Annotated in this window: 16 protein-coding genes; 8 read left to right on the top strand and 8 right to left on the bottom strand. The window is 52.7% G+C overall.

The window, feature by feature from the left end; translation table 11 throughout:
* Positions 1–70: 70 nt before the first annotated feature.
* The 4 genes from BST81_RS28985 (at position 71) to BST81_RS22390 (ending at position 6,043) form a co-directional block, all read left to right on the top strand.
* Positions 71–1,321: a peptidoglycan DD-metalloendopeptidase family protein gene (locus BST81_RS28985; RefSeq protein ID WP_083637021.1), complete on the top strand. Its 1,251-nt coding sequence runs from the start codon at positions 71–73 to the stop codon at positions 1,319–1,321.
* Between the two features lie 19 nt (positions 1,322–1,340).
* Complete coding sequence (locus tag BST81_RS22400; RefSeq protein WP_075600742.1) at positions 1,341–1,883, top strand: cyclic nucleotide-binding domain-containing protein; 543 nt, start codon at positions 1,341–1,343, stop codon at positions 1,881–1,883.
* 150 nt (positions 1,884–2,033) lie between these two features.
* Entirely contained in the window at positions 2,034–4,631 is a 2,598-nt protein-coding gene (locus tag BST81_RS22395) for a GGDEF domain-containing protein (RefSeq protein WP_075600741.1), read from the top strand.
* Between the two features lie 89 nt (positions 4,632–4,720).
* On the top strand, positions 4,721–6,043 hold the full coding sequence (locus tag BST81_RS22390) for a hypothetical protein (protein ID WP_075600740.1): 1,323 nt from the start codon (positions 4,721–4,723) through the stop codon (positions 6,041–6,043).
* Positions 6,044–6,054: 11 nt separating this feature from the next.
* Here the strand turns inward: BST81_RS22390 and BST81_RS22385 are convergent, their stop codons facing one another.
* From BST81_RS22385 to BST81_RS22370, 4 genes are all read right to left on the bottom strand, one after another.
* Entirely contained in the window at positions 6,055–8,304 is a 2,250-nt protein-coding gene (locus tag BST81_RS22385) for a peptidoglycan-binding protein (protein ID WP_075600739.1), read from the bottom strand.
* Positions 8,305–8,349: 45 nt separating this feature from the next.
* Complete coding sequence (locus BST81_RS22380) at positions 8,350–9,591, bottom strand: WG repeat-containing protein (protein ID WP_075600738.1); 1,242 nt, start codon at positions 9,589–9,591, stop codon at positions 8,350–8,352.
* Positions 9,592–9,718: 127 nt separating this feature from the next.
* Entirely contained in the window at positions 9,719–10,360 is a 642-nt protein-coding gene (locus BST81_RS22375) for a hypothetical protein (RefSeq protein WP_075600737.1), read from the bottom strand.
* Positions 10,361–10,471: 111 nt separating this feature from the next.
* Positions 10,472–11,677 (bottom strand): SpoIID/LytB domain-containing protein, encoded by a 1,206-nt coding sequence (locus tag BST81_RS22370; RefSeq protein WP_075600736.1) that lies wholly within the window; start codon positions 11,675–11,677, stop codon positions 10,472–10,474.
* A 232-nt stretch (positions 11,678–11,909) separates the two neighbouring features.
* Between BST81_RS22370 and BST81_RS22365 the strand changes: the two genes are divergently transcribed.
* On the top strand, positions 11,910–12,245 hold the full coding sequence (locus BST81_RS22365) for an arsenosugar biosynthesis-associated peroxidase-like protein (RefSeq protein ID WP_075600735.1): 336 nt from the start codon (positions 11,910–11,912) through the stop codon (positions 12,243–12,245).
* 26 nt (positions 12,246–12,271) lie between these two features.
* On the opposite strand, the gene BST81_RS22360 is transcribed toward BST81_RS22365, so the two are convergent.
* The 3 genes from BST81_RS22360 to BST81_RS22350 form a co-directional block, all read right to left on the bottom strand.
* Positions 12,272–13,183, bottom strand: a complete 912-nt coding sequence (locus BST81_RS22360; RefSeq protein ID WP_083637020.1) for a DUF928 domain-containing protein — start codon at positions 13,181–13,183, stop codon at positions 12,272–12,274.
* 203 nt (positions 13,184–13,386) lie between these two features.
* Positions 13,387–16,434 (bottom strand): phosphoenolpyruvate carboxylase, encoded by a 3,048-nt coding sequence (gene ppc, locus BST81_RS22355; RefSeq protein ID WP_075600733.1) that lies wholly within the window; start codon positions 16,432–16,434, stop codon positions 13,387–13,389.
* A 234-nt stretch (positions 16,435–16,668) separates the two neighbouring features.
* Positions 16,669–16,893, bottom strand: a complete 225-nt coding sequence (locus tag BST81_RS22350) for a hypothetical protein (protein ID WP_075600732.1) — start codon at positions 16,891–16,893, stop codon at positions 16,669–16,671.
* Between the two features lie 214 nt (positions 16,894–17,107).
* Between BST81_RS22350 and BST81_RS22345 the strand changes: the two genes are divergently transcribed.
* The 3 genes from BST81_RS22345 to BST81_RS22335 all read left to right on the top strand — a co-directional run bounded on the left by BST81_RS22345 (position 17,108) and on the right by BST81_RS22335 (position 25,679).
* Positions 17,108–20,473, top strand: coding sequence for a DUF1574 family protein (locus BST81_RS22345; protein WP_083637018.1), 3,366 nt, complete (start codon positions 17,108–17,110; stop codon positions 20,471–20,473).
* A gap of 138 nt (positions 20,474–20,611) precedes the next feature.
* Complete coding sequence (locus BST81_RS22340; RefSeq protein ID WP_075600731.1) at positions 20,612–24,310, top strand: CHAT domain-containing protein; 3,699 nt, start codon at positions 20,612–20,614, stop codon at positions 24,308–24,310.
* A 100-nt stretch (positions 24,311–24,410) separates the two neighbouring features.
* The gene (locus BST81_RS22335; protein ID WP_075600730.1) at positions 24,411–25,679 is read left to right on the top strand and encodes a lipid-A-disaccharide synthase-related protein; all 1,269 of its coding nucleotides are present in this window, start codon (positions 24,411–24,413) and stop codon (positions 25,677–25,679) included.
* Between the two features lie 20 nt (positions 25,680–25,699).
* Here the strand turns inward: BST81_RS22335 and BST81_RS22330 are convergent, their stop codons facing one another.
* Positions 25,700–26,440: a 2-phosphosulfolactate phosphatase family protein gene (locus tag BST81_RS22330; RefSeq protein ID WP_075600729.1), complete on the bottom strand. Its 741-nt coding sequence runs from the start codon at positions 26,438–26,440 to the stop codon at positions 25,700–25,702.
* Positions 26,441–26,625 lie beyond the last annotated feature (185 nt).

Here is a 26,625-nt window from a genome sequence, read left to right as displayed (position 1 = left end):
CTGGTTAACGGATTGAACTGCGACTCTGCCCTGATTCCGAAGTAGCTTCCACCCTATCCGAATTATCGCAATGTTAGATCTGTCGTCCTCGTTGCTTCTACAGCAGATGAATCGGCCCTACAAGCCCATTGAGGTTGTCCCTCCAGGTTCTGCAGTTGTCCTGGTTCAAAGGGCAACCCCTGGATCGTCCATCCCCTTTCGGGTTGCAACTGAACCCCCAACGACAGAATCCTCCGTTGCCCCATCTTCCCCAGCCCCAAACCTGATTCCTCCGGATCAGGCCCCTGAAGAAAACCAGTCTGACGCCCCACAACCTGCGGCTACCATACCCCCCGAAAGCCAACCTGCTGCCCCAACTCCTGTAATCACGCCTGCGCCACCCTCCGAAGCCCTCAGTCGGAAACAACAGCGATCGCAACTCTTGCAGCGCAAATTGTCAGAGCTGGTCCAACGGGATATTCCTGCCAAGCAAGCCAAGCAAAAAGAAAATCTGGCCAACTACGCCAGCCAAAATCAGTATGATGTTGCCCGTCAGGTCGCCCAAAGCTCTACAGTGCAGGCAGAAATTATGGCTAGCAGCAATCAGGGAGTCCTGGTTGGCTTGACTTCTAACTTAAACACCCTGTTCTCCACCCAGAATCCCCTGGGGGTGGCAGCCAGTACCTTAGGCGCAATTGTTGGCCAGTCTGCCTCTGTTCGAGGTGCTGAAGGGGGTGGCAGTACAAGGGCTTACCAGCCCGCAGGGTATGGCAGTGATACCGAGATTTATCCTGCAGGGGTCACCACGGCTGCCAGCCGGGCCTACTACAAAAACTGGTCTACCCAACTCCCGGTCAGATTAGGCAATGGCAACATTAGCCTGATCTTTCCTCTACCTGTTTTGGCTCCCATTACCTCTAATTTTGGCTGGCGCGTTCACCCCATTACCGGCGATCAGCGGTTCCATGCAGGTACCGATCTGGCAGCTCCTCTAGGCACTCCTGTTGTAGCAGTCTATACTGGCAGAGTTGAAGTTGCGGATGTCCAGAGTGGCTATGGGCTGGCAATCACCCTTTCCCATAACAAGGGAACCCAGCAAACTCTTTACGCTCATCTGTCCGAAATCTTGGTCAAACCGGGTGATTGGGTTGAACAAGGTACTGTCATCGGTCGCGTTGGTAGTACTGGAAATTCGACTGGTCCCCACCTCCATTTTGAGTTCTGGCAACTGACCCCAGAGGGCTGGATCGTTCTCGATCCAGGACCTCAACTGGAGTATGCTTTAGCTCAACTGGAAAAAGCGATTCAAGCTGCCCAAACCGCTAATCAACCTTCCAGTTAGGCCACAGTACCTAAAAGCTATGAAGAAGGTTCTATTCATTCTTGGAGAGCTGAGCGATGAAGATTTTGATTGGATGGTTTATGTAGGACGTCGGGAGGAAATTCCGACGGGCACAATTCTGATCCAGGAAGGAGAGGAGATTGATGCCCTCTACATCGTGTTAAAAGGAACTCTGGCCGTATCAGTCGATGCCCTAGGTGGTCAGGAAATTGCCCGCCTCTCAGTCGGTGAGGTGGTCGGCGAAATGTCTTTTATTGATTCTCACCTACCTTCTGCAACCGTGGAAGCGATCGAGCCATCCTTGGTGCTCTCAATTCCTTTACAACAGCTCAATCGAAAGCTCAATAATGATTTGGGGTTTGCATCTCGATTGTACCGATCGCTGGCCTTCTCTCTCTCCGATCGCTTACGAGAAACAGTTAGTCATCTGGGCTATGGGAAAGAACCGCCCCAGCAGGAGCGCTCTGCTTCAACCAATGACCTTAACCCCCATGTGCTAGAAAATCTGGATCTGGCGGTAACCCGCTTTGAGTCTCTGGTTAGACGTCTGAGAGGATACTAATTTTTCATAGGCGTAAGCTATCTTGCAATCTAAACCCAGAGGATTGATATTCTTCTGGTGATGCGGTGGCATTTTTAAGATGCGGTGGCATTTTTAAGATGCAATGACATCTTAAAAAGATGCTTGCCCATTGAGGAAACTTAGAAGCTTATGGAAACAGCCACAGCTGCGCGACTCCCAGTGCCCTCAACCCAACGCATGGTTTTTTTTCGTCTGGCCTCCGAAAGTCTAGCCATCGTTGTGGTCCTGATTGGTTTAGCCATGCTATTAGGCTGGATCGCTGACCTATATCTCTTCAAAGGCTTTGCTTCAAGCTGGCCAACAATCAAGACCAACACTGTCCTTACCTTTATCCTGGGAGGTCTGTCTCTCTGGCTCTGGCATCAGCAAGGCAAAATTCAACATGCACAATCCAAACAGATTATGCAATGGCTCAACCTAACAGCAGCAGCAGTTCTTGTGATTATTGCAGTGCTGACCTTAACTCAGTACGGATTCCACGTTGATCTGGGCCTCGATCAGGTGCTACTGCCGCAGCCCAACATGGAAGGCAGCTATCCAAGTCCAGAACAAGTGGCACCCGATGCAGTCATCGCCTCACTGCTGTTGGGCTCAGCCATGCTGATTCTGAACATCCAACAGCCAAACTATCTCATCACCCAAGTGCTGGGTGTAGCAGGTTGGCTGATTGCTTTTTTGGGTTTCCTGGGGTACGGCGATGCCTTCCTTCACCATGCGGGACTCCATACTGGGATGACCCTTCCAGCAGCAATTAATTTCCTGTTACTCGGCACCAGCATTGTTTTCGCCCGTCCCGATCGCGGCATTATGCTCCTGATCAGTGGTGAGGGACAGGGCAGCCTGATCGCTCGTCAGGTGATGCCGATCGCCATACTAGCTCCCCCGCTGATTGGCAAACTATGTCAGCTAGGCTACACCAGACAACTCTACAGTGCAGAAGCTCAGGTCGCTGTGCAGAGCATTCTGGTGACACTGGTTATGGGTAGCGTTATTTTGAAAACCACCAGGACTTTGAACCAGATTGATCTCCAGAACAAACAAGCCGAAACAGCCTTATGGGAAAGCCGTCAGCGTCTCGAATTAGCTTTAGAAGGATCGGGGGAAGGATTATGGGATTGGAATCTGAAAACGGGTGAAGCATACTTTAGCCCCCGCTGGCTGGACATGCTGGGTTACGCTTCTGATGATCTTCCAAAACATATCCGGGCCTGGGAAAGCCTCATCCATCCAGATGATAAACCCTGGGTGATGGACATTTTAAAAGCCCATCTAGAAAACCATGCCTTTATCTATCAGTTTGAATACCGGTTACGAACTCAAGCAGGGGAGTGGAAATGGATAGCCAACTATGGGAAGGTAGTTGCCTTTGATCGTGATGGTTCTCCGCTGCGGATGTCAGGAACTCATCGAGATGTCCACGATCGGAAGCTGATTGATGAACTCCTGCATCAGCAAGCGCAGGAAAATAAAGCCCTGATCGAACATTCCCCTGATATCATCATTCGCTGGGATCGATGCTTTCAACCTCTCTATGTCAATCCCGTGATCGAACAGAAGACCGGGATTTCTGCCTCCAGATTTATGCACAATACAGCTCAGGAACTGGGGTTGCCTCAACCACTGGTAGATCTTTGGCAAGCAGCAGGGCAGAAAGTTTTCGATACTGGACAAGAACAAACCCTTGAATTTGCCTATCCTTCCCCGACACAGTTGGCCTATTACCATGCCCGTCTAGTGCCTGAATCTTCTGGTAATGGGTCGATCGACTCTGTATTGATGGTTTGTCGGGACGTCACTGAACTGAAACAGATCGAAGGAGCTCTGCGCCAGAGCGAGCTGACCAATAAAGCCATGATGCAGGCTATTCCCGACCTCTTAATTCGCATGCACCGGAATGGCACATACTTGCAGGTGTTCAGGAGCAGCAGTTTTCAGCTCTTTAAGCCTCAAAAATCCAAAGCAGGGGCTAACGTTTACAACATCCTGCCACCTGAACTGGCAGAAAAAAGAATGCAGTACACCCACCAAGCCCTAGCGACCGGTGAACTTCAGGTATACGAGCACCAATTGACGATCGGGGAGGACTTTCATTACGAGGAAGTCCGCATCACTGTTTGCGGAGAGGATGAAGTCCTGGTCATGGTACGAGATATCACAGATCGGAAACAGGCCGAGGCCGCTCTCCAAACTGCGAATGGAGAACTGGAGCGCCTGGCTACGATCGATAGCCTGACCGGATTGGCCAATCGTCGCAGTTTTGACCTCTATCTCCAGCAGGAATGGCAGCGGGCACAACGAGAGAAAACAACCCTATCCCTGCTGCTTTGTGATATCGACTATTTCAAGCTTTATAACGATAGCTATGGTCATCAAATAGGCGATACCTGTCTAATCCAGGTAGCTCAGGCGATCAAACAAGCGGTTAAACGCTCCACTGACCTGGCCGCCCGTTATGGCGGTGAAGAATTTGTTGTGATCTTACCCCACACAACCACTGCAGGAGCTATTGCTGTAGCTGAAGCTATTACCAACGGGATTCAGCTCCTGACAATTGATCACAGAGCTTCCCCCATCAGCCAGTACGTTACAGCCAGTGTCGGAATTGCAACCGTTGTTCCTAGCCAAGAATTAACAACGGATAGGTTAATTGCGACTGCAGATCAAGCCCTTTATGAGGCCAAACGGCTGGGTCGAAACCGATACTGTTCTGCCGCGCTTTTCCCGTAAGCCAGAGAGATGGGGTGCTGTAAGAATAACTTTTGGGGCTTTTATACTGGAAGAAGTAAGGTATTTCCTAACGCTAAGGGATAACGTGTATGGCTCCTAACCCTACCATCATGCAGGCTGTCGAGAAGCTCGGCTACCGAGTTACAACAGGGGACGTGGCTACCCAGGCAGGTCTGGAGGTCAACCTGGCCCAACAGGGGTTACTAGCTTTGGCATCGGAGGCAGGCGGCCACCTACAGGTATCCGAATCGGGGGAAATTGTCTATCTTTTCCCGAAAAATTTTCGATCGATCCTGCAAAATAAGTATTTCCGTTTGCGCTTACAGGAATGGTGGCAGAAAGTCTGGCGGGTTCTGTTTTATTTGATTCGGATCTCATTCGGAATTGTTCTGATTCTGTCTATCATCTTGATTGTCGTGACTATTATTGTGATCATCACAGCGACCAACTCCAGTCGAGACAGTGACGATCGGCATGATTCTGGAGGGGGAGGAGGGGCAATTTACATGCCCCATTTCTGGTTTGGTCCAGATTTCTTCTGGATCTTTTACCCAGATTATTACGATCGGCGCTATGAGCAGCGCTACTCCCAGTTCAATCAAGAACCCCAGATGAATTTTCTGGAGGCCGTGTTCTCCTTCATCTTTGGGGATGGCAATCCCAATTTTAATCTAGAGGAGCGGCGCTGGCAGACGATCGCAGCCGTCATCCGCAATAACAAAGGGGCTGTCACAGCAGAGCAAATTGCCCCCTATCTGGATAGCACCGGTCAGGGATTTGCCCAGGAATACGAAGAATATATGCTGCCCGTTCTGGCTCGCTTCGACGGTCGGCCAGAAGTCAGTCCGGAGGGGGACATTGTCTATCACTTTCCAGAACTGCAAACCACTGCAGCGGGACAGCGTTCCAAGTCAGTTCCAGCCTATCTGGAGGAAAAGCCTTGGCGCTTTAGTGAAGCAGGGTCCGGCCAGCTCATGCTGGCAGCCGGATTGGGTGCTGTGAATCTCATTGGTGCCCTAGTGCTGGGAGCCATGCTGCGAGATGGGATCGTTGCTGCAAAACTGGGGGGTTTGGTCGCCTTTACCCAATCCATCTACGGGTTGCTGTTGGGCTATGGGGTTGGTTTCCTGGGGATTCCACTCATCCGTTACTTTTGGGTCCAGTGGCGCAATCGTCAGATCGAGGCTCGGAATAAAGAACGGCGGATCCGATCGCTCCAACTGAATCGGGCAGACGAGAACGAGCCGCTACAGCGGAAGCTCAAGTATGCCCGTCAGTTTGCCAATGAAACCGTTATCCGGCAGGAAGATCTAGCCTACACCACCGAAACGGATCTGTTAGAACAGGAAGTCAACCAGTCAGCCCGACTTGATGCGGAGTGGGATCGCCGCTTGAACGAGCCCCACTCTTGAACGAGCCCTTTTTAGTCAAGCTCCATGCCGCTGGTCTGCTGACAGGCCTGAGTTGATGCCTGACTCAGGGAATTTGACGGTTGCAAGACGGCCTGGCGATTCTGCTGGGCCTCTGAATTTAGTGAATCGTTTTTGGAGTCGAGCGATAGCATATCAAGCAGAGTTGTCTGTTCGCTCAGATGATCGGCCAGAGCAAAAGGGATGTCCTGGGGCGTCCCCTGGGCAATCACATTGTCAACATCTGCCTGAACCTCTGGTGTTAGAGAAGCCTGAATCTTCTCTATCTGCTGTGCTGGTAATACCCGTCCTGTGGGAACTAGATCATTACCTTCCAGCTTGTAAATGCCATTCCTCACCATGAAATCTGCCCAATCCACTGTCCCCGCAAAACCATATTGAGAATTGGGGCCTTGTCGGTAGATTGCATAGGGACGAACTTCCCGGTGAATCACTTCAGTCAGACTTGCCCCCGTTCCGACCACAGTTCCTGCGGGAATGACCTTGCCCACATCTGCTGGAGAAAACTTGGGAGTATCGAATTCTGCAATCCGCTCAACTACTCCCAGGGTGGGATTGTAAATATCGATGTATGAGCCATAGCCAACGGGGTTACCACCAGCATCTCTTTGCACTTCGACCTTGAGAATGATGCCGCCCAGACTCGATTTGGCTGCCTCAGTTCTGCCATCTTGTGCTGGATTGTAGGTATCTGTGCCAGCGTGCTGTCGATTGCCTCCATCACGGGGTGCGCCATAGTACGTATTACCAGCAGGGATTCTCAGACGATCTAGCTTCAAGGATGGGTTGGTGGCAGTGGCCTGAGTCTGTTGCACAGATAATGGGGATTGACCCGGTTGTCGCTGCGCTAACCCCAAGGCACCGCGAGTACTGGGACCGACGATGCCATCTGGCTCCAGTCCTTGACTCCGTTGAAAACCAACCACAGCCCGCTGTGTTTGGGCACCAAAAACCCCATCCACAACAATACTGGCCCCCCTCTGATTGAGGGCTGTCTGCACCTGCGTCACCGCCTGACCTCGATCGCCATACCGAAGCAATGGCGCATCTGACTGAATTGAGTTCGAAGGACTTCCAGACACAACTTTGCCGTTAACGGCAGTTTGAGCAGTAGCTTTGATCGTGAAATTATGCTTCGCCGTCCGATCTCCATTCGGGAGTTCAATTCGATTTGGAATTTCAGCCTGAGCCTGAGCGGGTTCAGGACTGACACGCTTGGTTTCAACGGAATTGGTTGTGACAGATGCAGACGTTGCGGCAGTTTCCACATTTTTTTCCATCGCCGTATTATTCTGTGCCTCTTGTTCTACTTGGGGGGTACGATCTGGTGTCATGGTTTGCTGCGATCGGGAGACTGGGGACAAGGCATCCCATGTGTTTGGCCCTACAACACCATCGGCCTCCAACCCTTGACGACGCTGAAAAGCCATAACGGCCTGCTGAGTTTCTCTGGTAAACGATTCAGACACTTGAATGGGATAGCCCTGTGCTTTCAAACGAGTCTGAATTTCCTTCACATCTGCGCCGACATCTCCCAAGCCAACGGTTCCCTGCATGAGGGTGCGGCCCTGCTCAACCGCTTGACTCATCTGCTGCTTGTCCACAACCAGTTGGCTTTGCATACGATAGACATCTTCCCCGATGTCGCGAATGCCTCCCTGGATACCACTCGACATGAGTTCAACCGCCTGGTTAACAGGCAGAGCCGGATTGCCTAAATCCCGAAAAATAGCCTCTGGCGGACGACCTGGAGCGTTTGCATAATACTCGCCATTGTAGGAGCGTTGTCTTTCGGTGTAGATGTAACCGAGGTGGCAAATAATATCTCGATCGGCCAGGGTCAGGGTAGCTGGATCAACGGTTTTACCCGTTAGTTGCTGGTATAGCTTCAGACCTGCCTGTAAATTGCGATCGTACTTCGCTCGGCTCTCTGATGCCGTCGTATCCAACCCGCCAATCTGGAAGGTGCCAAAATTGTAACCACTGGCGGGGTCTGGATTCTCTCGCCCAAATCTCAACCCCCCCTCATGGCGAGCCAGGGCAATTTCTCGCTTGATCAGCGTCCCTGTGCCATTGCTGTACTGCTGGTCCAGAAGATTCAGGAGTTCAGCCCCAGGGCCATTCCCGAAAACTGCCCTCGATAATTGTTGGGCCTCTACTTGAGACAGGTTACCTAATGTTTCGTAGCGATCGGGATTCTGTTGGGTCAGATTGATCTGCCCATCCAAAAAAATCTTTGGCATTGCAATATTCCTGAATTACGAAGAAAGACTATGACTCGTGCCAGATCACTCTGTCGGTTGCCAGATGTATCGACCGGTTCTGTCCACGTACCCGACTTTGCGATCGACCGCTATCTGAACCAAACCACGGCCAAAGGATGACTCACCCTCAACTACCCCATCCGGTTTCAAAACAACCTGGCCAGATTTGTTGATAAATCCCCGATCGGTCAGGGCCAACCCAGCCGAAAACGGACGGGTCAGACAGAATTGAGGTGCGATCGTGGTTCGTCCCGTTTTGTCAATATAACCCTGCAGGTAAGGACAGCGCCTATCATCAGGGTTTTGGTCAAAGGCAATTTGGGCCAGGTTTTCGGAAAACTGTTGAGCCATCTGAAACTGAGGCTGAATCACCATCGCACCGGTAGGGTCAATAAAACCAAATTTGTCTCTGACCATTACGGCAGCAAGGCCATTCGAGAAGGGTAAGGCTAATCTATAAGACGGTTGAATCACAAATTCACCGGCAAAATTGATGTAACCATAGCCAGAAGAGCGGCCATTGCTTTGAGCAGGCATGACTGCTGCCAGTCCTTCCGAGAAAGAGTGGGGGGGTTCATTTCTTCCCGCTGTTGGAGCAAATTGCGGCTGAATCTTCATGCTGCCAGAGGAATCAATGTAGCCCCATTGCCGATCGATTTCCACGGCTGCCAGCCCTTCCTGAAAGGATTCGACTTCTGTGTAAGCAGGGGGAATAACCATTTGACCTGTTTTGTTGACAAATCCCCAGAGACTAGACCCTGTGCTATTGATCTGGACGGCAGCCAATCCCTCTGAAAAGGGCTTGACTTGATCAAATTCGGCCCCAGTGATCCACTGACCCTGAAGATTGATGAACCCCCATTGAGCCTGGCGATACCGAGAGGTTGCTGCAGGTTTTACTGTTGGATCGTTGCCCCTAACTGCTGCCATCCCTTCAGAGAAGAACCTGGCCTCCTCAAACTGAGGCGGAATGACAACTTGGCCAGCAACATTGATATAGCCAAATTTCCCATTGAGTTTGATGGGATACAAGGGATTTGCCGCAGGACTAGGACGGGTGACTTTAGCAGGATCCGGAACTGCAAGAGTCTGGCCAGCAACCGGACCAGCAGAGCTTGTGGGAGAGGTCGCAGGAAGGGCGATTGTGGCAGCAGGTTGGGGCTGACTGCGGCTGATCTTTGGTTCAGAAATAACGATCGCCAGTAATCCAGCCAGACAAAAGCCCAGCAGACAAAAGAGAGCGAAGCGTTTCGGCGTTTGATTCATGGTTTTAGGAGAGGGTATGCAAAGATATGAAGCCACGACGGACTTAGAGCTGCGATTGATCGCGGCTCTCTAGATTCAGGGAAAGACATCCCATCACAGGTCTGTAAAGCCGCGATTGATTGCGGCTTTACAGGGGGGAGGGAAGGCGAGATGGCTTGGTGGGGGACTGCTGCTTGTCGATCGACCGGCGAAGGTCCTTGCACGGGGTCGTTTTGGGGTTGAGTGTGCAGGCCAGGAGATGACTGATCGCCCCCTGCTGTTGGGATAGCATCCGGCTCAGGCTGAGGTAAGTTGGGCGGAGAACAAGGCTGGTGTAGAGGACCAGAACGGCAGACAGCACCGCCATGCCTCCACCCAACAACTGCAAGCTAGAAGGGCCAGGGCAAATCAAGGTGCCCAGTTGAACCAGCTGATCCTCCAGGGGTTTCAGATCCGTAGAACTCAGTGGGGATTGTCGAGACAGTCCCTGGCTGAGATGACCGATCGCCGTTTGCAAGTCCGTTAACTGGCTGGCCAGGGCATCGCTGTTCTGACGCAGATCTCGTTGTTCACTGATTTGAACCTGAGCCGCTGCCATCAAAACCTGCAGCGATGACTCAACAGCCTCAAGCCGTTGCAGACAGTTCAGGAGGAGGGAATCGGATGGAGTGAGATCCGGTTGTTCAAAGAGCGGTCTGCCCATCCCCGACAACACAAGTTCAGAAGCGTCGTCGCTCTGAGCCCAGCCCTGGGGGTCAACCTGCACCGCATCAAATTGCCCTGTAGTCATGGTTCAATAAGCACCCTGATTTACCGATCATCTTAGGGGTGCTCATCGAAGGACAACAGGGCTCAATTGCTGAGGTCTCTGCGCTATTTCATCCGGGAATCATTTCCCGAACTAACGGACTTGAATCCGAGCGAGAGCCGCTCCTTTGTAGTAATAGAGAACAATTTGCTGATAATTCATGCCTCGAACTGCCATGTTGTAGGCGCCCCATTGACTCATGCCCAAGCCATGTCCGAAACCACGACCACTCACCTGGAAAGCCAGGGAAGGAGTCCTGACATTATCCTTAATGCCATTGGTTGCAGCCTGGGGCGTCACGACAAACAGGGTACTCTTTAAGTTCAAGGCATTGCGCAGGTCATTACCACTCATGATCCGGCTGCCTGCATCACCAACAACTTTCATCGTGATAATACGTCCACTGGGTGCCAGCCGTTGCGGGATAAAGGACAAGATATTCCCCAATCCGGGTAGGCGGGCTTTCAGTTCTTGACTGGAGAAGACTTTGACCCACTCATAATTGGGAGTTCCCTGGTCAAAATCTGGGACACTCCGCAGATAGGGCAACGCTTGCGTCCAAACAAATTCGGAATTCTCTGTGCGTCCGCCAGCAGAAGAGTGAAACACGGCCTGAATAATCTGACCTTTATAAATCAACACCTGCCCCTGTGTCTCTCGAACCGCCATCTGCGTCCCAGCAGATTCTGAGATCAGCCCTTTATAAACCTGAGAGGCAGTGCTATCCCCCAGATCAAACAGTTTCTTGCTTGCATGCTGACGCTTGTAAAGCGCATAGGATCGCGCAGCCACAGCCTGAGCTTTCAGAGCCTCCTGGGGCCAGTCTGGCCTCATTTCACCACCCAGAACACTGTAGAGGTACTGTTCCAGATCGACAAAGTTAATGACGGTCAGTCCTTTAGCGGCGGGAAGCAACAACAGACGCCCTCGATACCAGCGATCGCCCACCCAAACATAGCCTCCGGCAGTGGGCTCAATCCAGAGCTTGCTCCCAGGAAACTGATTGGACAAGGTAATGCCTTTGGGACCCATGCGAGCATCATAAGCACTCCCTGGAGGCATCTCACCCAACAAACGTCCGGTACTCTCCCGCACGATCGCTTTGGTAGAACTGGCAACCTGAACCTGGGAAACCCCTTCTTCAAGGGCAACTCGTAACTCAACCTGAGCCCCCGCTGGAGCAATAGTAGCGAGCCAAACCAGGGCAGGAAGCGACCAGCGGTATGTCTGGCACCAAAATTGCTGTTTCAGGCGAGCCAGCAAAGAGATTGGGGTAGATAGGATTGTGTGACTTAGCATGTCTCCCGATTGAAACCAACAAAGGGCAATTCAGCGACCCAGTTTTATCTAACCAAAAATTATGACTACAGTGTTAGCCTATCAAGGATCATCCAGCCAATTTGTAGCAAATCAGGGTTGATTGAACCAAGAGACGAAATTTTTCAGATAAAGTTGAGCCAAGTTCACCCTTGCGCTACTGGCAGAATGCCTGAGCCGCAACCTAAATCCTGGTAATCCCAAGCACTCGATCATGACAGAGCAGTACTACAATCCTGAGCACCTGAACCACTTCAGCCAGATCCGTGAAGGCAACCCGGAACTGGCGACAAAATTCTTTGCTTACTATAGTGCAGTCTTTGCCGATGGAGCTTTATCAGCCAGAGAAAAAGCGCTCATTGCTCTGGCCGTCGCTCACACGGTGCAATGTCCCTATTGTATTGATGCCTACAGCAAAGAATCCCTGCAGCAAGGAGCCGACCTAGAGCAGATGACCGAAGCCATTCACGTCGCCACTGCGATTCGCGGCGGAGCATCCCTGATTCACGGCCTGCAGATGCTCGATCATGTCAGACAAATTGGGATGTAAAATCAGCGGGTGTGCCCGTCAGAAAATTATTTAAGGTAGAGGGGACAGGATGTGGGTCCTGGACCAGTCGAGTTGGGAGTTTTCTTCGTAGTAATCTTTTTGTCTGGCTGCACCGTAACCCCAATAATGGGTTCCATGGCCAATTCTTTTAATTCAACCTGTTGTAGCAGGGAAGACCAATCGCTAGCAATGCCCTGATCGCCAGGATTGGCACACTTCAGTTGGGCCAGTGTTGTGAGGGCATCCTGCCAGATCCCGTTATTAGCATAGATTGCGGCTTTCTGCCTTGGGGCAGCTATCGCAAGCTGATTCTGGAGAGTTGCGCTGGCATTAATGCGCTGAATCTGCCCCCGAATCACCAGTAGCTGATTCTCACTTTCATTGGTCACAGCGCTAAATCTAAACTGCCAGAAATACTTTTTACCAGCCACCAGGTTAGGCGCACTGGAAGGCAACTGAAAACGAATAATCCCTCGGTTACCCGTCAACTGGGCTCTTGCCTGGTAGTAGGGATAGCTGTTAGGGCTGGTTGACAGGCTAAAGATACCCTCCTGAACCGACGTAAAAGGCATGTAGATAAGGAATGTCGGATACTCTGCCAGGGTTTGACTAAACCCTGAACTGGGCAGGATAGCCACTGCGAACCTACCGTCTACCGTTCTCGCACCACCACAGCGGTTTAATGGCTCTTCTACTGCGACCCGATTGGCTCCATCAGGGGCTTTAGTCGGAGGTGGAGCGTACTTCATATCCTTCACGTAACCACACTTGAGCCGATTACCAGACCCCAAGGAATCAGTATTACCCAGGGCAATAGGATTAATCTGACGTGGCCTCGGCACTTCAGGAGAGAGACCAGCAACGCTTTGCTCTATCACGCAGATCGGAACAGCCAGCAGGGTCACAAGTAGTAATGTGCAGCGAAGTAAAGGAGTCATAGGGCATCACCGATGACTTTCAGTTCAGTATATATCACTACTACAATCCCTCAGCCAGGATTACAGTCATATTCCAGCGAATTGACACATGTTGTTATAGCCGTGCCAAGCCCAACTACAACCGTTGAACCGGTCCGGTGCATCAGAGGGAATGCCCCTACTGTCACCATGAACCCGGCATGCCTCTGGCCATCAATTCAGGATCAGCCTGTATTACGCATTCCGGCAGCAATACCATTGATCGTCAGGAGCGCCCCCCGTAGTAGTTCACCCTTACTATATCGAGACCGGATGATCGCAGCGGAAGAACTGTTATGGTGCTGCCTCAAGCGTTTTAACAGGGAAACCTGCAAAAAGCCCAGAGGGACGATCGTCCCATTCCGTAATTGCACCGATCGCTGGAGATCTGGATCGCCATCCAGAAGTCGCTTATGACCTGTGATCGAAAGCACCAGTTCACGGGTCAGGTGAAATTCATCCGCAATTTGCTGGAAGACCCGCTCAAACCGATCGCGATCCTCCACCTGGGTCAGCTCACTCACATAGTGATGGGCAATTTGAAGATCGACTTTAGCCAGGGTCATTTCACATTTGGAAATCACCATCTTAAAGAAAGGCCACTTGTAGTAGAAGTAGCGCAATAGTTTGAGGTGGGCTTCCGGTTCTTCTTGCAAGAAATCTTGTAGGGCCGTCCCAACACCATACCAGGAAGGCAGGAGAAAGCGGGTTTGCGTCCAGCTAAAGACCCAGGGAATTGCCCGCAAGCTACCCAGATCCCGCTTACCGCCCCGCCGAGCAGGTCGGGAACTGATTTGCAGTTGGCTGATTTCCTCGATCGGCGTCACCTGGTGGAAAAAGTCCACAAAATCTGGCTGCTCGTAAATGAGCGATCGATAGTGATGCCGCGAGCGAATGGCCAGTTCCTCCATAATTTCGTGCCAGGGCTGGATATCATCAAACCCAGTGCGGAGCAAACTGGTTTGAATCACAGCCGTTGTCACAGTCTCCAGATTATAAAGCGCCAGTTCTGGTAAAGAATACTTAGAGGCCAGGACTTCTCCCTGCTCCGTAATCTTAATCCGCCCATTTACACTGCGTCCCGGTTGAGCCAGGATCGCTTCATAGGCCGGACCACCGCCTCGTCCCACTGATCCGCCTCGACCATGGAAAATCCGCAGAGCAACATCAAACTCATCCGCCAGTTTATGCAACGCCTGCTGAGCCTTATGGATTTCCCAATTACTACTCAGGAATCCGGAGTCCTTATTACTGTCAGAATACCCCAGCATCACTTCCTGAAGAGAAAAGGGAGTCGCATCTTCACCCTGCTGCATCCCATAGCCCCCTGCCAGATAGGCCCGATATTGGGGCAACTCAAACAGGTAGCGCATGATCGAGGGAGCCCGTTTCAGATCTTCGACCGTTTCAAACAGGGGCACTACATGGAGATTGCCAAATCCAGTAGCAGGATCATATAACCCAGCTTCCTTCGACAGTAACAACACCTCCAACAGATCACTGACTTCATGACTCATGCTAATCACATAAGTACAGCAGATATCCGGGCCAAACTCCTGCTGGAGTTTGCGAATCATCCGGAAGGTCTCGACCGTTTCACAGGTTTTTTCCGAGAAAGGCAATTCTGCCGGGATCAGGGGACGACGGGTCTGCAGTTCTCTGGTCAGCCAGAGGGAACGTTCGGCATCGCTCATCTCGTTGTAAGGCCGGGGCAGAATCTGCAGGTAGGAGGTGATTTCATTCAACGTATCAGAATGACGGGAGCTTTCCTGGCGGATATCCAGGTTAGCCAGATTGAACCCATAGATTTCTACTTGACAAACCAGATGATCCAGCTCTCGACAACTTAATCCTGTCGAGGCCAAACTGCGTTGGATCAAATTCAACTCCGCCAGGAATTCTGAGCCCGCACAGTAGAGGGTCCCCGGGTTAATCTCCGTCAGTTCCTGCTGCAGAAAATTTCCATTCTGGAGCCGTTGATTTCGGATCTGGGTATTTTTCAGCCGCTGATAGATATAAGCCAGTTTCAGACGATAGGGTTCTTGCCGATAACGGATAGCGAGCTGGTCGTAAATTTCTGGCAGATAACCCTGATCTTGCTCAAGAGATTCAAGCAACTCTGGCATGACATCACACCAGTGAAGGGAAAGACTGAGCAACTCTGTTAATCGGCGAATGGACTGGATGTACTTATCCAGCACCAGATTACGCTGATAACAGGCGGTTTGCCAGGTAATAGCCGGGGTAACAGATGGGTTACCGTCTCGATCGGACCCAACCCAGGAGCCAAACTTACAGAAGCTGTTCTGAGGTGGCTGCAATCTGGGGAAGGAGAATGACAACGCCCGCTTAAACCGCTGATAGAGCTGGGGAATGGTATCAAATAGAACCTCCTGGAAATAGTGGAGGGTGTAATCCACCTCATCCAGAACCGTTGGTTTGAACTGGTGCAGTTCATCAGTGCGCCACCAGAGACGAATCTCCTCAGTTAGCTGGGCTTGCAGTTCTTCCGCTTCCCAGGAACAATCCAGCGATCCCACCCGTTCCTCAACATGATCCAGTTGTCGCAAGATCTTAGCAATACGGCGCTGCTTGTCTCGAATCGTATGGCGGACAATTTCAGTCGGATGGGCCGTAAACACCAGCCGAATGTCCAGGTTGTAAATCAGTGCTTGAATTTGTTGTGGCGGGACATTCAACCGCTTGAGTCGGGGAAAGAGCCAGTGAAAGGTACCCAATTCTCGGCGGGCCGGATCACTTTCCTGCAAGCTTTTCTCAAGCAAACCCGCCTGAAACGGCGTTGCTTCTTCACCAGCTTCGGCTGTGATCGCAGCCTCATGGCCCCCCCTCAGCGGGGCAGCCCGAACAGCAGAGCGGTTGATCTCAGCCGGAACCTGTTCATAAGCTGCGCGGTACTGCTGTTGTTGTCCCCGCTGCTCATAATGCTGCTCCACAATGTTAATTAACTGGAAATAAAGCGCAAAGGCACGAGCGGCCCGAATTGCCTCATTCAAATCCAGTTTCTCCACCACCTTCAGAGCCTCCGATTCGGCGGAGTCAGGAGCCTGCCCTTCTGGAGAGCAGAGAGCCCGCAGTTGATTCAGTAGATCAACTAACTCCTGGCCACATTCCTGCTGGAGTACGGCTTCCCACAAGTCTTCTACGATTTTGAGCCGATGGCGCAAAAATAAGTCGCCGGTCAATGTAGCTGGGATAGTCTCAAGATCCTCCACTTCCGGCCTCCTAGGCGAAGCTTGTGTAAGCTCTATGGTGCTACCTGAACTTGAGAGATTGAGGGACGCATCATCGGATGGGTGAGGAATAGAACTCATGGGAGTCTGATACAGGATGAAGGCAAACTTTTTTACTCAATCATTCTATTCGTAATCCGCAATTAAGTAGAGTCACTCTCCTGCGGGATCGAAGAATTATTCCTGAACCAATCCCTCAAATCCACACCACACCCCTCAGGATGCTTCTTGGTCAGGGCTCTGAGATTCTGAATCCAGGACAGGCAGGCGATCGCCCCGAAATATTTCTTCGCTCAACTGGCCCACCTCTCGTACCCATTCCATCACAAATCTACCTGCCACCAGCCCCAACAATAGCGGTGCGGTGGTCAGACTGAGCAATAATTGGGGAGGAATGGGCAGAGTGTCAGCCGCATCAGGCTTGCGTTCAGAAGATGGCATAGGGGTTAACGGTGTCCTAAATCAATGGTCAATCAACGAGAGGAAATAGAGCCGAAGCCTGTGAGGCCGAATCGCAAAAAATTCTGGACCTCTATGTTAAAACGGGGCAAGATATGCTATCCCTATGATGCAAGATTGACTGCCCTTTCAGGACTATTAAGTTGAGGCTCTGAGATTGAGTTTAGACGAGCGGACTGTTTCTCGCGATCGGACAATGCTTGAAACTCCTCATGAACCAGGGGGAACTATCCCCAAGTCAGAGGGGGGATTTCCAGTTGGGCAAAACGGTCATGGCTTTTCCCCAGCCAAACAGGGAGAACCCGCCCCGAAAAAAACTAGTCCTTCCCCCACGACTGCCCAAGAAAAGCCCTCTGGGAACCGTCAAACTGCCCTGGAACAGTGGGCTCAGTTAGGCATTGGCTTGAGAGAGGCCCAGATCAAAGTCCGGGTTCAAGCCAATAACCTCCATATCCTGTGCGAAGCCAGCCAGAGCCCCAGGGTAGGGATTGTCATTCCCCGTCTGTTGCGCCTCCTGGCTGCTACCAATCTGGAAGATCTGCTGCCTCCCCAAAACCCACCTGTATATCAGGTCTATGTCTACAGTCGGGTTTCAAATCAGAGTCGCCCCAGTTGGGCAAAGTTGATCTACCTGAATCAACTCGATCGCTATCTGGAACAACTGGACCCATCCAGCAAAGCTCGATCCAGTTCTGCCACTCCACCACAGGTCCCTGCAGAACAACCCGAGCTCAGTGCGACAGCCGTTGCCTCCTGTTCTGCCCTGGTTCTTTCGAACTACAGTTTGGCTCGCCAGGGAAATGGGGACGCGATCGCTCGCTATCTGAGTGAAACCCTGAGCGCTTTGGAAGTAGCTGTTCAGGTGAGTGTGAAGGCGATCGACTACCCGGCTGGGACCAATCTGGAGCAGCAGCAGCGTAATCGTCGCCTCTGTGTATTTTGCGATTCCACCTACAGCCCTGATCCAGCCCTGATCGCTGAGCCCATTACTCAGAAATTGCGGGATCTGAGGCTGAGCCACTTCCGGGATGCCATCGTCCTCAGCCGCGTCATCGGCGAGGACACCATTAACTGGACTCTGCGAATTGATCTGACGCCAGCCGAGGAAATGCTGGAGGAGTGGGCTCGCTGGGGGGATGTCCAGGCGATCGTTTGCCTCCTGAATCAGAGCCTAGAGGTGCAGGCCATCACCCTGACTGCCTCGCTGAAAGAATCTACCCTGCACCTGCTCTGCGAACAAACTCCGGGCAGAAGCAATGGCAAAGCCGCCCCCGATCGAGGAAAAGTCCTGCAGGTTGTGGCCCCACTTCTGGAAAAGATTGCGCCCCAAGGCATCCTGGCCGCTGCTCTTTATGGTCAGGTTGCCGGACAGGATGTCCCTGTCTGGGTGGAATGGCTAACCCTCCCTGCCACGCTTCATGCAGCTCTAGCCAGTTCAGCTTTAAACCTGGCTCACCAGGGTGACCAGCCCGCCCTCCTGTTTCTACTGCATCGGCTGCTGAATCCTGATCTGGACTGGTGGCTGGCAACGGGCGGCCTGCGGGTGCAGTTGCTGCCCCGTGATCATCTGCTGCACATCATGGTCGATGGGCCTACCTGCCCCAAACAGGAGCAGGTGACGACCGAAGCGGTGAAGCTGATCCGGCAGCTTCAGGTGCCGAAATTGGTGGGTCTACGGATTTATGGACGGCGGGCAGGCCAGAAACGTCCACTCTGGAACTATGGTTTTGACTTTGTGCAGCGGCATCGGCTGGTGCCCCAACCCACGCCAGAATTTGCTGCCTCGGATGCCTATGTGGGGGCTTTACTCCTGGAACCGGGAGATTTAGTTCCTCCCGCAGACCCTATTCCTCCAGATCTCCCGACTCAACTAGTCCGGATCCCCCAGCGTCTGGTAGAGGGATGCCGACGCTTCCTGATCTTGACCCAAATCTTTGCCGCCACGGAACCAGAATCGTCCTCTGCCATGACTCTATTGCCTGAGTCTACCCCGCCTGCGCTGCTGGGAGCAGGGCAACCCGATGGGCGGACAGCCTTGGTCTGGACCATCCTGGGTCTACTCCTAGTTCTAGGTAGCGATCGGCTACTGGGAGAGTTTCTCCAACTTCAGGCCCGTATGCATCAGGAGGCGGCTCTGGCAGAGACCACCCCTGTGGTTCAACCCAAACCTCCGGCCCAGCCCACTAAACCAGCAGCCATTCCCAATCTGCCCAACCTATCCCTCAATAAATCAGGGCAGGATCGCAGGCGTGTCTTCAACTCCTCGGGGTTTACCCAAACAGATACAGCATCCCCGCCTCCCCTGGAGCCCAGCAATATTGCTAATATTGCCTCTTCCTCTGTCCGGATTGAAAATCCCCTGGACTCGCCACAAAACCAGTGGAATCGACCGCTGGTTCAGGAGGTACCCAGTCGTTATCCCACCTTTAACACCCGTCAACTCGATCGACAACTGGCGCTGTATCTCCAGCATATTAGCGAGTCTGGCCCCCCTGATATTTTGATTGTTGGCAGCTCTCGGGCGTTGAGGGGAATTGACCCAGTCGCTCTGGAGAAAGCCTTAGCTGCCGCAGGGCATCCTAACCTGCGAGTTTTCAATTTTGGGATTAATGGGGCAACGGTTCAGGTCGTCCATCTGCTGGTCCGAGAGTTACTGACCCCCGCACAACTGCCCAAGTTCATCCTGTGGGCAGATGGGGCCCGCGCCTTTAATAGCGGTCGCATAGACATCACCTACAATGGTGTGCTAGCTTCGGCAGGATACAAAAGTCTGACCCAGGAACGTCGATCGACCCTCACCTCATCTCCCAGTCTTTCCCAGGGGAGTGCCCCTGCACTAGGTCCAACCTCCCAGCAACCTTCTGCCCCCACAACTCCTGCTTTCCAGCTCAGTAGCTATGCCGCTGTGAATGATTTTCTCAACCAGAAGTTGGCTGCTGTATCCGCTGTCTACCCCCAGCAGGAGCAACTTCAAACGTTTCTGCGCGATCGACTGGCCGCCTGGCTGCCCCGCCAAAAACTAACCTCTGCTCAACTTCTGGCCCAACAAAACCTGGCCCCAACCCATAATCAGAATCAACCAGCCACCCAGACCAAACTCCTCAGCCCAGAAGCCAAGAAAGATTCTCTACTCCAGGCCATTGACTTCAGTGGCTTCATGCCGTTGTCGATCCGGTTTAACCCCACAACTTACTATCAAAAGTTCGCCCGGGTATCGGGAGATTTTGACAGTGACTATGAAGCCTTCCAATTGGAAGGCAAACAAGCTGAAGCCCTGGATGCCCTGGTGCAGTTCCTGGCGGAACGCCAGATCCCTCTGGTCTTTGTCAATCTGCCCCTGACGGAGGACTACCTCGATCCCGTGCGATCGGAGTATGAACAGCAGTTCCAGGAATTCATCCTCCAAAAAGCAATCGGGAAGGGCTTTGTTTTCCGTAACCTGGTTGACTTATGGCCTAATGAAACAGACTATTTCTCAGATCCCAGCCACCTGAATCGCTATGGAGCCTACGAAGTCTCGAATCGGCTGGCTCAGGATCCCTTGATTACCTGGCCAAAATAGGCTTCTGTCAGGAAAGCCCCTATCCGCAGCCATAGAGAGAACCAAATAGTTCCTGATGCTCAGCCTGCCGATCGTTTTTTGGCTTTTGGTTGAGGGGTGGGCTAGTCTGGATGTGCTGCCCATCCAGGAGGTTGACCGATGCTCTTCCCTTCCAGCCTGATGGCGATCACGCTTCAGTCAAGACCGATCGTGGCCCCCGCACCTCAGCCTCTCTGGATAGCCCAGACGGTCATTCCAGCAACGGATGGCACCAATACGATCGTGATGCCGAATGGCAATCAGTTCAACATCACAGGTGGGCAACTCTCGGCAGATCAAATCAACCTGTTCCACAGTTTTCTCCAGTTCAATCTAAATAGTGACCAAATTGCCAACTTCCTAGCCACCCCGACCCTGCAAAATATTCTGGGTCGGGTCACAGGGGGTGATCCCTCCGTTATCAACGGTCTGATCCAGGTTACTGGAGGCAGCCCCAACCTCTATTTAATGAACCCGGCAGGAATTATTTTTGGATCCACGGCTATCCTGAATGTCCCTGCCTCCTTTACCGCCACGACAGCCACCAGTATCGGATTTGGGAATAACCCATTTGGTGCCTTAAAACCTAACAATTACACAGCCCTGACGGGCAGTCCCGATCGATTTGGCTTTCAGGGGCTGCAACCGGGGGCGATCGTCAATAGTGGGAATTTGACTGTCGGCCAGAACCTCACTTTGATCGGGGGGACCGTAGTCAGCACTGGTTCCCTGAGCGCACCCAACGGCCAGATTCTGATTTCCTCGGTCCCAGGGCAAAGTTTGGTGAAGCTGAGTCAAGCGGGGAGTCCCTTAAGTCTGGAAATCCAACCTAGCAAAAGCTCCCCACCCCTTTCTGTGCCGATCGTGTCCCTGCCAGAATTGTTAACGGGTGGAACGGGCAGTAATGCGACGGGATTAACCGTTAATAACCAGGGTCAGGTTGAGTTAACCGGGTCTGGGCTCCAGATTCAGTCAGGGGATGTGGTCATCACCCAGAAAATTCAGGCTGCCGGGGATGTGACTGTGATGGCTAACAATGCAGTTCGCTTCCGGGAAGGGTTAAATGGCTCCCTGGTGGTGCAATCTGGCAGCAATCTGACGATCCAAGGTGCCCAGGCGATCGATATTCTGGCCCTGAATAACCTGGATCAGGGGGCTCCCTTCCAGAGTGGGGGAAATCTGACCTTGATCAGCAATGGTTTAGTCTCTGGGGATAGTCACTTTAACAGTGGTGGCAACTTTGCCATCCTTACTCTGGCTGGTCAACCAGGAACCTTTGTCAGCTTTTATGACCCGATTATCACAGCCCCCGGCAGTTATACCTCAGGTTCCTATACAGGGGCCTCCTTAAAAGTTCAGGCAGGCGGCACGATTACGTTTACTGGGGACATCACCATCAATGCTCCGGATGCAACAGCCACAGGCGACCCGGACTCCGCCATCTTGACAGGTAGCCGAGCAGTAATTTTGCGAACAACGGCAGGGAACATTTCCACCGGCAACATCACCACATTCCTGACGGGTGATCCCGTTAGTGGTCCCGTTATCCTGCAGGCTCCGGGCAATATCACGGTGGGTAACGTGAACACCAGTGCCGCATCAGTCACCGTCCCTGCGATCGGCGGAGACGTAACCATCCTGGCAGGCAATAACGTCACCTTCACCTCGATCAACACCCAGGGAATCGGGAGTTCTGTGTTTCCACCTGGGTTTGGGGGAGATGTGACGATCTCGGCCCAGCAGGGAGTGGTTCAGGGAACTGGTGTGATTGGTATCACGGCTAACACCATTAACACATCAGGGTTTGGGGCTGGGACAGCCGGAACGATCCAAATTCAGCAGGCGGGTGGCCCCAACAATGTGCCGTTTATTGTCGGGAATGCCATAAGCAATGGAACTGTCGGAGCCCTTTTCCAGAGTGGTGTAGCCGCTGTTAATCCGGTTACAGTTTTTCCCATCTTACCGACGACCACCACTGTTACACCATCTGGCAGTATCAGCATTACCTCCAGCAACAATGCACCCCTGATCAGTCCTGCAGTGATTACCCTGCCCACCGCTGCCGGTGGATCTGTGAGCCTCCCCCTGGCCAGTATTATTTCTGTGCTTGACCCCAACGGGGATGTGACCCAACTGATTCTGACCTCCCTACCGACCCAGGGCACCCTGACGGTCGGTGGTGTTGCTTTAACCCCCGGCAGCCCTCTATCAGCAGGAACCCTGGTCGTCTATAGTCCCTTCTCTAACACCACAACACCAGACTCCTTTACGGTTCAGGCTGCCGACATCAACGATGGCAGTTTTACCAGCCCGTTATCTTTTTCAAATCCGGGGGTTATCAACCTGCAGATCCAATCTCAGAATGATGACCCCCGCAACAGTCCTCCAGGCAATCTGGAAGGATCCCGACTGGATCTGAAACCTTTCTGCGGCCTGTCGGATGTTGGATTTATCACTGCCGAAGAAAAGTTTAAGAGTGCTTACGAAAAGTACTCAGGTTCCGTCAGTAGTGCCCCGACTAGTTCAGCCGATAGTGCCTGTCAACTTCTGGCCGAGGTAGAAGATGGGACAGGAATCAAACCGGCCCTAATTTACGTCAGTTTTGTTCCAGTGACAACGGCCTCCCTGAACCAGGGCAAAACCAGCCCTTCAGTTTCCGGGGAAGCGTGGGTGCCGCTTCCGATCTCCCTCCGCCCCGAAGATCCTGATTCTGGGACAGGAAGGACTGATCCATCCCTGCGAACAGAGATTCTGGTTCAGGCAGAACCAGAGGTTACTCCCAAAGATACGGATCAACTGGAACTGATTGTTCTGACTGCGAAGGGGCAACCCTTCCGCAAGCGCCTGCCGATTACTCGGACAGAGGTTCTGCGGATTGCCCGCAAGTTTCGCAGCGAAGTGTCTAACCCTAGTAGTACCAACTATCTAGAGCCTGCACAGCAACTCTATCAGTGGCTAATTGATCCTTTGGAGCCAGAACTGCAAAAACGACAAGTTAAGAACCTGGTCTTTCTGATGGATCGGGGCCTGCGATCGCTTCCGATCGCAGCCCTCCACAATGGCCGCAACTTCATCATCGAGCAATATAGTGTTGGCCTGATGCCCACCATTAGCCTGACCGACACCCGCCGGACCAACATTCAGGATGCCGAGGTTCTGGCCATGGGAGCCTCCGAATTCCGCGATCAGAACCCCCTTCCTGCCGTTCCCCTGGAACTGGCGGTGATCACCCAAAAGCTCCGGCGGGGAAAACTGTTTCTTAATGCAGCCTTTACCCCCAGCGCTCTGGTAGCCGAACGACGCCGTGATCCAGTTCGGATTGTACATCTGGCGACCCACAGTGAATTCCGCCCAGGTTCCCCAGAAAATTCTTTCATTCAGTTCTGGGATCGAAAAATCCGTCTGAACGAAATCCGCCAATTGGCGCTCAACAATCCACCTGTTGATCTGTTAGTCCTGAGTTCCTGCCGCACGGCCCTGGGAGATGAAGAGGCCGAACTGGGGTTTGCTGGACTGGCCATTCAGGCGGGGGTTAAAACAGCCATGGCCAGCCTCTGGTATGTCAGTGATGAAGGCACCTTGGGCCTGATGACCGAATTTTACGAAAAGCTCAAAACAGGATCGATTAAAGCGGAGGTCCTGCAACAGGCCCAAATCAGTTTGCTTCAGGGAAAAGTCCGGATTGCAGACGGGCGGTTGATGACCGATACGATCGCTGGCAACTTACTCCTCCCCCCGGAACTCCAGAATCTGGGGGATCAATCCCTCGCCCACCCTTACTACTGGGCTGGATTCACCCTGATCGGCAATCCCTGGTAATCGTCCTCTAAAGTTGATCCAACGCCAATCTGGAAAGCAGAGGTTCTGGCCAGAACTGAGGTAGTCTATAGCAAAGATTGCTAGACCTGACCCCATCCCCATGAAATTACTCTGCCTCAGCAATGGCCATGGCGAAGATATCATTGCCGTGCGAATTTTGCAGGAACTTCAGCAACTGGCCCCCACTGTGGAAATTTCTGCCCTACCGATCGTCGGGGAAGGTCGTGCCTATTGCCAGATTGACATCCCCCTAGCCGGAGAGACAAAAACCATGCCCTCCGGCGGCTTCATCTACATGGACAATCAGCAACTGGTGCGCGACATCCAGGGGGGATTAGTCGGCCTGACCCTGAGCCAGATCCGTGTTGTGCGTCAGTGGGGGCAGTCCGGCGGTCAGATCCTGGCAGTTGGCGATATCGTCCCCCTCCTGTTTGGCTGGCTCAGTGGTGCCCCCTATGCTTTTGTTGGCACCGCTAAGTCAGAATATTACGTGCGGGATGAAGTCGGGTTTTTACCCCATCGTCCCCTGGGAGATCGGCTGGCCCGATCGCTGGGCTCGATTTACTGGCCGTGGGAACGTTGGATGATGACCCATCCCCGCTGTAAAGCCGTCATCCCCAGAGACCGGATTACAGCCCAATGCCTGAAACATTGGCAAATTCCCGTCTTCGACCTGGGGAATCCCATGATGGATGGGCTGGAACCCGGTGGAAGCTATCATGTCCCAACCCAAGTAGAGGACTCATCCCAAGGCCAGTCCCCATTTTCCCTGCTCCTGCTGCCGGGTTCTCGACCACCGGAAGCCTACGCCAATTGGGAGTTAATCCTGCAAGGAATGCCCAATCTGATGGCCACTTTCCGCAATTTGCCCTTACAATTCCTGGGGGCGATCGCCCCAGGGCTCGACCCAGACCCTCTGGTCAAAACACTGTTGAATCAGGGTTGGAAATCCTCGTCAACCCCTCTGCTGGCCGCTGACCCCACAGCACTCTGCTTCACTCAGAAGAATGCGACCCTGGTTCTGACCCAACAGGCTTACAATGATTGTTTGCACCAAGCTGATCTGGCGATCGCGATGGCTGGAACTGCAACGGAACAATTTGTGGGCCTGGGCAAACCGGCCCTGATCATTCCAGGCCAAGGCCCCCAATTCACCCCTGCGTTTGCAGAAGCCCAGACCCGTCTGCTCGGCCCTTCTGTCATTCTGGTTGAGCAACCAACCCAGATTGCCCGTGCGATCCAGCTTTTACTAGAGAATCCCGATCGACTCCAACTGATTGCCGAAAATGGTCCCCGTCGCATGGGGAAACCAGGGGCTGCCCACCGGATTGCCGCCTGCCTCTTGGAAAATCTGCTGCGTTCCATGTAGAGGCGTTGCCTGCAAGGCCTCTAGCCCTGATGGCTCACCAGGACTCCTGGCTCTCGCTGGATCGGCAACACGTCCAGGACATCGGTTTGGGCGCAGTACTTCAAATCCTCCAGACAATTCAGACGCAACAGGCGTTTGCCATGGCTGGCATGGTGTAACAGATCCAACAGACGGGCCTGCCACTGGCCAAAGAGAGCCAGCGCGCTGATGACTTCATCATTACCAGCCAGTTCATCCAGATTGTGACTCGCCCCCTTCAAAATACTGTGCACGATCGCACCCGCACAGACTGTATCCTCCAGAGAATAACCTCCCTCCCAGCCCGAACCAACAATCCACACGGTTTCCGGGTTGTGGGTCAAAAGATGGTGAACCACGGCTTGTCGGTTAATCAACGCCCCTGTCAGCACCGTTTCAGCTGCCTCAACTCGTTTTAGACAGCGGGTTCCATTGGTGGTGCTGATAAATAATCGCCGTCCTTTGGCTCTCTCTTCCGTACAATCCAGAGGCGAGTTTCCCATATCGCACCCTTCCACCATCCCCCCTCCCCTTTCTCCGGCTCGAATTCGTCGATCGGGGGACCACTGTTCGCTGACCTGCATCAGCTCCGCGATATCACTGAACACTTGGACTGCTTCTGCACCAGCAGCTAGAGCCGTTGCGATCGTGCTGGTGGCCCGTAGGACATCGATCGCGATAGCACAGACAGGTACGCCCTCCGGCGGCGTCAATTCAGGCGTATGGTAAACGAACAGCTTCATAAGTTCAGATTGCCGCTTCAGGGAAAATGAGGATTGACCCTTAATCTACCACCTCAGACTATCTATCCGTATCGATGATTTTCTATTCCAGCCATAGAGATTTTTCTACCTCTAGAGCGGTTAAGATACCCCCCTCCATTCTTTCCGGGGCAGGTTGTTTTGCCTGCAGTCGATCGCTATTCTTT

The organism is Leptolyngbya sp. 'hensonii' (genome assembly GCF_001939115.1).
Taxonomy (GTDB): domain Bacteria; phylum Cyanobacteriota; class Cyanobacteriia.
Note: the sequence above shows the minus strand (reverse complement) of the source record. Positions and strands in the feature narration are given on the sequence as shown.

What these genes read in the sequence shown, in the direction of transcription:
- BST81_RS28985 (WP_083637021.1), top strand. Translation starts at nt 71, where the DNA reads ATGTTAGATCTGTCGTCCTCGTTGCTTCTACAGCAGATGAATCGGCCC.
- BST81_RS22400 (WP_075600742.1), top strand. Translation starts at nt 1,341, where the DNA reads ATGAAGAAGGTTCTATTCATTCTTGGAGAGCTGAGCGATGAAGATTTT.
- BST81_RS22395 (WP_075600741.1), top strand. Translation starts at nt 2,034, where the DNA reads ATGGAAACAGCCACAGCTGCGCGACTCCCAGTGCCCTCAACCCAACGC.
- BST81_RS22390 (WP_075600740.1), top strand. Translation starts at nt 4,721, where the DNA reads ATGGCTCCTAACCCTACCATCATGCAGGCTGTCGAGAAGCTCGGCTAC.
- BST81_RS22385 (WP_075600739.1), bottom strand. Translation starts at nt 8,304, where the DNA reads ATGCCAAAGATTTTTTTGGATGGGCAGATCAATCTGACCCAACAGAAT.
- BST81_RS22380 (WP_075600738.1), bottom strand. Translation starts at nt 9,591, where the DNA reads ATGAATCAAACGCCGAAACGCTTCGCTCTCTTTTGTCTGCTGGGCTTT.
- BST81_RS22375 (WP_075600737.1), bottom strand. Translation starts at nt 10,360, where the DNA reads ATGACTACAGGGCAATTTGATGCGGTGCAGGTTGACCCCCAGGGCTGG.
- BST81_RS22370 (WP_075600736.1), bottom strand. Translation starts at nt 11,677, where the DNA reads ATGCTAAGTCACACAATCCTATCTACCCCAATCTCTTTGCTGGCTCGC.
- BST81_RS22365 (WP_075600735.1), top strand. Translation starts at nt 11,910, where the DNA reads ATGACAGAGCAGTACTACAATCCTGAGCACCTGAACCACTTCAGCCAG.
- BST81_RS22360 (WP_083637020.1), bottom strand. Translation starts at nt 13,183, where the DNA reads ATGACTCCTTTACTTCGCTGCACATTACTACTTGTGACCCTGCTGGCT.
- BST81_RS22350 (WP_075600732.1), bottom strand. Translation starts at nt 16,893, where the DNA reads ATGCCATCTTCTGAACGCAAGCCTGATGCGGCTGACACTCTGCCCATT.
- BST81_RS22345 (WP_083637018.1), top strand. Translation starts at nt 17,108, where the DNA reads ATGCTTGAAACTCCTCATGAACCAGGGGGAACTATCCCCAAGTCAGAG.
- BST81_RS22340 (WP_075600731.1), top strand. Translation starts at nt 20,612, where the DNA reads ATGCTCTTCCCTTCCAGCCTGATGGCGATCACGCTTCAGTCAAGACCG.
- BST81_RS22335 (WP_075600730.1), top strand. Translation starts at nt 24,411, where the DNA reads ATGAAATTACTCTGCCTCAGCAATGGCCATGGCGAAGATATCATTGCC.
- BST81_RS22330 (WP_075600729.1), bottom strand. Translation starts at nt 26,440, where the DNA reads ATGAAGCTGTTCGTTTACCATACGCCTGAATTGACGCCGCCGGAGGGC.